The organism is Pseudomonadota bacterium, from assembly GCA_026388215.1.
GTDB lineage: Bacteria > Desulfobacterota > Syntrophorhabdia > Syntrophorhabdales > Syntrophorhabdaceae > JAPLKF01.
In genome coordinates this window covers 1-7,167 of the sequence record JAPLKF010000141.1, presented here as the reverse complement: position 1 = coordinate 7,167, position 7,167 = coordinate 1, and the positions used below count along the sequence as shown (strand labels likewise).

Sequence of the window (7,167 nt, the reverse complement as noted above, 5' to 3'; positions counted from 1 at the left end):
ACACCTTAAGGAGATACCATATATCAAGCTATCCAATAAGCAGTTACGATTTAAGAAGCGAGACATAGATAAATGGCTTGAGACCCTGAAAACACCAGCTATAAACGATTTTAAGGGAAAATTGAAGGCGGTGAAATGAGATCCGAGCAATGGATAAGATATCTGTTAACATAATATTAATAGTCAATAATATCCTTATTATAGGAGATGCTGTATAGTGAATTGTATAGTTGAAAATAAACATAAGAAACCCCTTGATACAGTTAACAATGTTTATTATACTTATATTGACATGAAGAAATGGACACCAGAAGAAATTAAGAACCTGAGAGATTCCTTAGGGCTAACACAACAAGCCCTTGGTGATCTCGTTGGTGTAACCAGGGTTTATGTCAATTACTTAGAAAAGGGGGTGAGATCACCGAGTAAAACTATGTGCATCCTGTTAGATTGCATAAAAACGAAAACGAGAAAGGAGAGTGGTAAACGTGGCAAAAGGGATTTATAAACGTGGAGGGGTTTATTGGATACGGTATGCTGGGCTTGATGGCAAGATTATCTTTGAGTCTACTCACTCAGACAGGTTTAAGGATGCAGTAACCCGCTTAACAGACCAAAAGAAATCTGTCAGAGACGGAAAACAACCGGACATCAAAAAGAAAATCCCTAATACCCTTTTTAAAGACCTTGTTACAGAATATCTAAAATGGTCTGAACGACAACGAAGCCATGAGCAAAAAGAAATCAATGCGAATCAGCTTATTGAAGAATTTGGCAACATCCCGTTACGGTATTTCAGCACGATGATGTTGGAGCAATACCAGACTAAGAGGTTAGAGAAAGGGAATAAACCGGCTACTGTTAATCGACACATAGCATTGATTAAGCATATGTTCACAAAAGCCGTTGAGTGGGATATGGTCGAAGAAGAAGCATTGAAGCGAGTGAGAAGGGTGAAACTCCTTGAGGAAAACAACAGGAGACTCCGGTATCTTAGCGTCGATGAATGCCAAACCCTCTTGGATGAATGCGAAAAGTTAGGGAAGAAAAATGCTCATTATGCTCATTTAAAGCCTATTGTTATTATGGCATTGAACACCGGTATGCGAAAGGGTGAAATCCTCACCCTGACATGGGATAACGTTGACCTCAAACATGGGTTTATTCTTCTCGATAAGACTAAGAACGGTGACAGAAGGGAAATACCGATTAATGAAACATTACGAGAAACGCTACAAGGTATCGTCAGAAGGTTAGATGGTGGACATGCATTTTATGATACCACGACAGGGAAACCATTTCGTAATGTTACTCGGTCATTTGCTACTGCTTGCAGAAATGCCAAGGTCAAAGACTTCAGGTTTCATGACCTCAGACATACCTTTGCAAGTCATTTGGTAATGGCAGGGGTAGATATAACCACAGTATCAAGACTATTAGGACACAAAAATTTAACAATGACGTTACGATATGCTCACCTCTCACCTAACCACATGTCAAAAGCGGTAGATATTCTGGATAGCACTTTGAAGCAACACAATGAAGTAAAAGAAATCACTCAGGTAAGATGAACTATACAAAAACTATACAATTTGGATGCCCCCGGCATGACTCGAACATGCGGCACATGGATTAGGAATCCATTGCTCTATCCACCTGAGCTACGGGGGCAAGGTTACTGATTATAATAATTTTTAATATCTATTTCAATAACGATTTCATTACTACTAACACTGGGGGGAGGTTACTATCTCAAAAATGCAAAGAAATTAACTCCAATACCTTATGACCTATCTGATATAGTGGGCACCCCTGCTCTGTCTATTTGTGAAAGCAGCTTCAGCCACAATAAGGGCTGTCTGAATACCATTTCTGAGATTTATAACCATGGGGGTAAGGTGGGTCTTTCTATAGAAATCCTCTATCCTGTTTTTCAAGTAACGAAGGTCAGCAGTTGCCCTTTCCAATCTCTTTATAGTCCTTATAATACCAACATAATTCCACATGGTTGATTTAATATTAACCCAATCTTGTTGGATTAGAGCAGGGTCAACCTCCTCCTCTTTGTCAGGAAACTTCCATGGAGGGATTTCGGATTCTTTATAGGTTTTTCTATCATCAAAATGTTCAGCTATGTGCTGTGCTGCTCTAACCCCCCACACGAGTCCTTCAAGTAATGATGTCGAAGCAAGCCTGTTTGCACCATGTATACCTGTGGCGGAAACTTCACCAGCAGCATAAAAATTTTTCAGAGAAGTTCTACCCCAGATATCAACCTGTACTCCACCACAGCTGTAATGAGCAGCAGGAACTACTGGTATTGGACTTTTCAATATATCTAAATCCAGAGATAGACATTTTTTATAGATGTTCGGGAAGCGCTTTCTTATATCAATCTTTGCATAGGATGCAATATCAAGATATACATAGGAATCACCCCTTTTTATCATCTCCTCGTATATGGCCCTTGAGACCTCATCCCGTGGGGCAAGGTCACCAAGAGGGGAATATTTATCCATAAACAGAACATCATCTTTGTTTTTTAGCCTTGCTCCTTCTCCCCTCATTGCCTCTGAAATAAGAAAACCATCTGCATCCTTATGAAAAAAGGTTGTAGGATGAAATTGTATGTACTCCATATTTATAAGCCTTGCCCCTGCTCTATACGCCATAGCAAATCCATCCCCTGTGGCAGAATGGGGGTTGGTAGTGTGGAGGTAAATTCTGCCAAGTCCTCCTGCAGCAAGAATTGTATAAGTAGAGAATATCCTTTCAACCTGCTCATCCAGATTATTAAGTACATAAACCCCGATACATTGAGGTTCCATATAAAGGGAAAGGGGATTTGTGGAATGGTGAGGTATGGTAAGCAGATCAATAGCTGTATAGTTTGTAAAGAGTCTCAGTTTCTTTATATCTTTAACCTTTTTTACAAGATTTTCTTCTATTGTCTTCCCCGTTGTATCCATAGAGTATAGTATTCTCCGCCTGGAATGGCTTGCTTCTTTAGCATATTCAAATTCACCTTTTTCAGAGCGTTCAAAAGGTACACCAACCTTTTTTACCAGAAAATTCTCCACAAGAGATGGACCCTCATGAGCAAGGATTTTCACCGCTTCACGGTTTGAAATCCCATCACCTGCGCGTATAATATCGTCCATAAGAAGCTCCGGAGGGTCATCCTCTCCTAATGTAACAATTCCTCCTTGAGCATAATAGGTGTTAGATTCGTGCAAAGATGCCTCTTTATTTATAACTATTACATTAAGTCCGAGTTCAGAGGCTGTAATAGCCGCTGCAAGACCTGCAATACCAGACCCAATAATCAATACATCACAATAGTGCTTTTTATCCTTATTCATTCTATACAATCTCCAGCATTCTCTTTAAAGCCAACCTTGCATCCCTTGATATTTCCTCATCAACGGTAACCCTGCCATTAAATTTTCTTTCCATTAGTCCCTCAAGCACCTCGAGTAGCTTTTGAGGGGTAACCTTAGCCATTTCCTTACATCTTGATTCCTTAAGAGGAACAATAAGTTTATCTGGATTCTGGTTCTTTAATCTGTTTACAAAATTCCACTCTGTCCCGATTGCCCACTTTGAATCAGGTTCCGACTTTTCTATAGTGTTCTTGATAAAGCTTGTTGAACCGGCAAAATCCGCCAGGTTAAAAACTTCCGGTGTACATTCTGGATGGACAATGATTTTAATACCTTCATGCTTCCTTCTCAGATTCTCAACATCAGAAGGGTTCATCACCCTGTGAACAATACAGAACCCCTCCCACACAAATACCCTTGCCTTCTCTAACAACTCCTTATTTGCACCTTTTGTCCCATCTTCAGGATTCCACAGAAATATCTCATCATCCTTAATGCCCAGCATATGGGAGATATTCCTTCCCATATTCTCATCAGGAAAAAAGAAGAGGGATGCATTTTGAGAAAATACATGGTTAAAGACCTGTTTCACATTTGATGATGTACATACCATGCCCCCGTTTCTGGCGCAAAAGGCTTTCAAATTGGCATTAGAATTCACATACACAACAGGGATTATCTTTTTATTCAGTTTCTTTAATTCGATCCAGGCTCCCTCTACCTGCTCTATTGCTGCCATGTCAGCTAAGGGACACCGGGCATAAGGTTCAGGATGTAAAACCTCTTGCTCCGGGGAACAGAGAATCCTTGCCATCTCTGCCATAAAAGAGACGGAGCAAAAAACTATATACCGGGCATCCTTATCTTTTGAAGCCTTTTCTGCAAGCTGAAGAGAATCTCCGACAAAATCAGCAAACCTCACAATATCGTCATCCTGATAGAAATGGGCAAGTATTATCAAATCCCTTCCAAGTTTATCCTTTGCTTGCTCTATTCTTTTAAGAATCTCTTTTCTTTCCAACAATGGTTTTTGAGTATCCACTATTTTATTCCTTCAAGCAACAGACTGATATCAAGGGATTTAAATGAATGGGTCAATGCCCCTACAGATATAAAATCAACGCCTGTTTTAGCAACCCTTTTTGCCTTTTCAATATCCATGTTTCCCGATACCTCAAGGGGGACCCTCTTTTTCACGAAAGAAACTGCATATTTAATTGATGTTAGATCCCAGTTGTCAAGCATTATTCTATCAACATTTGCATCAATTGCCTCTTTGAGTTCCTTCTTATTTTTAACTTCCACTTCTATAGGAACATTTGCCTTTTCTCTAACCCTCTTTACAGCTTCTTTTATAGAATGTGCAACTGCTAAATGATTTTCCTTGATAAGAGCCATTTCAGTAAGATTGGCTCTATGGTTATATCCTCCTCCCATCCGCACTGCATATTTTTCCATCATCCTGATTCCCGGTGAGGTCTTCCTCGTATCAAGAATTTTAACTCCTGTGCCTTTTACCGCTTCCACAAAATTTCTTGTGAGGGTTGCAATCCCTGATAACCTCTGAAGGATGTTTAATACAACCCTTTCACCCGTTAGTATCGCACGAGTCTTGCCCTGAATTACTGCCAGTATATCCCCCTTAGACACATATTCACCATCTTTCTTCTTTTCTTCATAAAGAATCTCTTTGCTGAGAACCTTAAAAACCTCCCTAACAAAAATATGCCCGGCTATTACCCCATTTGCTTTTGCCAGAATTACGGCTTTTGAGGTATGGCTTTCGTTAACAATAGAATTGGTTGTAATATCCTTTTTACCAATATCCTCTTTCAAAAAGCTCTTTATATTTAAAACCATATTCGAAAAGAATTATAAGATTGTCTTATCGGGTAAGTCAAATTTATTTCAATTCTCACATTCCAGAAAATATTTTAGATACCCTTGTGATCCTCTTTTGTACAGATATATAAGAATCGTTCCAGATGTATTCAAATTCATTATCTATTTATATGCTTCAGCTCAATGATTGTAACTTCAGGGGGTGTAAGGAAACGAATTGGTGGTCCCCATGTTCCCGAACCTCTGCTCGCATACAAATTTGAATTATTCCCGAGGTTAAAATATCCTGTATACATGGGGAAAAAAAGCCGTGTGATATACCTGAAAGGAAAAATTTGACCCTTATGTGTATGCCCTGAAAGTTGTAAATCGAATAAACCAATGGCATTCGGGTCCACAACGGGCCTGTGTTTAAGCAACAGGGTGAATTTCTCACGAGGAATTCCTGAAAGTAAATCTTTCTCCAAAATATCTTTATAAACATTATATGGTTTCCCTGCTATATCATCAACACCAGCAATATTGATGAGCCCTGCAACGGTCAACCATTCACCTCTTAGCATCCTGAATCCTGTTTTTTCTGTAAAATCAAGCGCATTCTTAATGCCCGCATAAAATTCATGATTACCTGTTACTGCAAACTTCCCGTATGGCGGGTTAATTTCCTTAAGTAGTTCTGCAAGATTATTGAGCCTGTTAATCTGCCCATCCATCATATCCCCTGTTGAAACGATAATATCAGGATTTGCTTTCTTTACCACATTAACAATAGCCCTTAGTCTCTCCTCCCCCACCAAAAGCCCAAGATGTACATCTGATATCTGGGCAATCTTCATGCTCTCTTTTTCTTGCGGAATCTTCGATGTTTTAATAATTATTCTTTCTACTCTTATCTGTTTCGCCTCATAATACCCATAAGAAGCAATAAATGATGAGCATAAAAAAGGTATAATAAAAAAATACCTGTATGCGTTTATAATGCACAAGAAATCTTTTTCAAGAATCAACCCTGACAGATATATGCATAATCTAAAAAAATCGATACACACCGATATAGAAAAAAATAAAAATAAAATGGCCATCCATGTATAACCGGAATGCGCCATAAAACGTGCAAAATTTTCATGACCCGCTTTTTCTGTCATACGAACAATTACAGGCGCAAATATCATCACCAACATAAATGCAGTAATGCATAACCCCGTTTTTATTTCGAAAGGAAAGGCATATCGTAACTTTAAAAACATATAGAAATGCATTCCGCTATAGAGCAAGAAAAAGGTTGTTAAAAAAATGCTCAAATTTATCCCTCTTTACATTATTGATATCTATAAGTTTCAGCCGGCTTTCAGGACGATTAAAAAATTCGTCCTTCGTCCCAGTCCCGCCATAAGCGGGACGGTCATCCCTCGTCCTTCGTCTTTCGTTTCATAACTTTAGCCTGCGGTTCATCAAATAGATCATAGGCCACAGGAACAACAACAAGCGTTAAAAGGAGGGAGGCCAAGAGGCCACCAGTTGTACATCTTTTATTATACTTTCCTTTTCCAAAACAGCTTCCCTTTTTAGGGTTTTTTTCTTAGCACCCCACTCAGTTGCTTGGTATAGTCCATGAGCACAATGACGTTCCTTACCACTATGGCCCGCTGGCACAATTACCCCCACCCAGCACCTTGTAAAGCGTCACCAGATTGGTGATCAGGGAGAGGCGGGTGGCAACTAGCCCCTGCTGTGCTGCATAGAGGGAGCGCTGCGCATCAAGGACACCCAGGTAACTATCAATCCCCTTTGTATAACGTGCATTGGCGAGGCGGTAGGTTGCTGCAAGAGCATCCACCAGGGATTGCTGCGCCAATAGCTGCTCCTCAACCGTACCCCTGACAGCCAAGGTATCAGCCACTTCCCTGAAGGCTGTCTGGATGGTTTTTTCATATTGTGCCAC

The 7,167-nt window shown here is 39.8% G+C and carries 7 protein-coding genes and 1 tRNA gene; 2 read left to right on the top strand and 6 right to left on the bottom strand.

What is annotated here, in order from left to right; genetic code table 11:
• Nucleotides 1-292: 292 nt before the first annotated feature.
• Together NTU69_08480 and NTU69_08475 are read left to right on the top strand one after the other, a co-directional pair.
• Nucleotides 293-508 carry a helix-turn-helix transcriptional regulator gene (locus NTU69_08480; GenBank protein MCX5803548.1) on the top strand — a complete coding sequence of 72 codons (216 nt, stop codon included), beginning with the start codon at nt 293-295 and terminating at the stop codon, nt 506-508.
• Nucleotides 489-1,571, top strand: a complete 1,083-nt coding sequence (locus NTU69_08475; protein MCX5803547.1) for a site-specific integrase — start codon at nt 489-491, stop codon at nt 1,569-1,571. Before NTU69_08480 ends, NTU69_08475 begins: the two co-directional genes overlap by 20 nt.
• A gap of 26 nt (nt 1,572-1,597) precedes the next feature.
• Here the strand turns inward: NTU69_08475 and NTU69_08470 are convergent.
• The 6 genes from NTU69_08470 to NTU69_08445 form a co-directional block, all read right to left on the bottom strand.
• Nucleotides 1,598-1,671 (bottom strand) — tRNA-Arg (locus tag NTU69_08470).
• A gap of 119 nt (nt 1,672-1,790) precedes the next feature.
• Nucleotides 1,791-3,362, bottom strand: a complete 1,572-nt coding sequence (gene nadB / locus NTU69_08465; protein MCX5803546.1) for an L-aspartate oxidase — start codon at nt 3,360-3,362, stop codon at nt 1,791-1,793.
• Nucleotide 3,363: 1 nt separating this feature from the next.
• Nucleotides 3,364-4,425, bottom strand: coding sequence for a quinolinate synthase NadA (gene nadA, locus NTU69_08460; GenBank protein MCX5803545.1), 1,062 nt, complete (start codon nt 4,423-4,425; stop codon nt 3,364-3,366).
• On the bottom strand, nt 4,425-5,243 hold the full coding sequence (nadC, locus tag NTU69_08455) for a carboxylating nicotinate-nucleotide diphosphorylase (protein MCX5803544.1): 819 nt from the start codon (nt 5,241-5,243) through the stop codon (nt 4,425-4,427). Before nadC ends, nadA begins: the two co-directional genes overlap by 1 nt.
• Before the next feature lie 140 nt (nt 5,244-5,383).
• Nucleotides 5,384-6,526 (bottom strand): metallophosphoesterase, encoded by a 1,143-nt coding sequence (locus NTU69_08450; GenBank protein ID MCX5803543.1) that lies wholly within the window; start codon nt 6,524-6,526, stop codon nt 5,384-5,386.
• A 335-nt stretch (nt 6,527-6,861) separates the two neighbouring features.
• On the bottom strand, nt 6,862-7,167 hold a 306-nt coding region (locus tag NTU69_08445; protein MCX5803542.1), incomplete at its 5' end, for a TolC family protein.

Excerpts from the sequence above, each read along its gene's own strand:
- nadC (MCX5803544.1), bottom strand. The coding sequence starts at position 5,243 with ATGGTTTTAAATATAAAGAGCTTTTTGAAAGAGGATATTGGTAAAAAG.
- NTU69_08480 (MCX5803548.1), top strand. The coding sequence starts at position 293 with ATGAAGAAATGGACACCAGAAGAAATTAAGAACCTGAGAGATTCCTTA.
- nadB (MCX5803546.1), bottom strand. The coding sequence starts at position 3,362 with ATGAATAAGGATAAAAAGCACTATTGTGATGTATTGATTATTGGGTCT.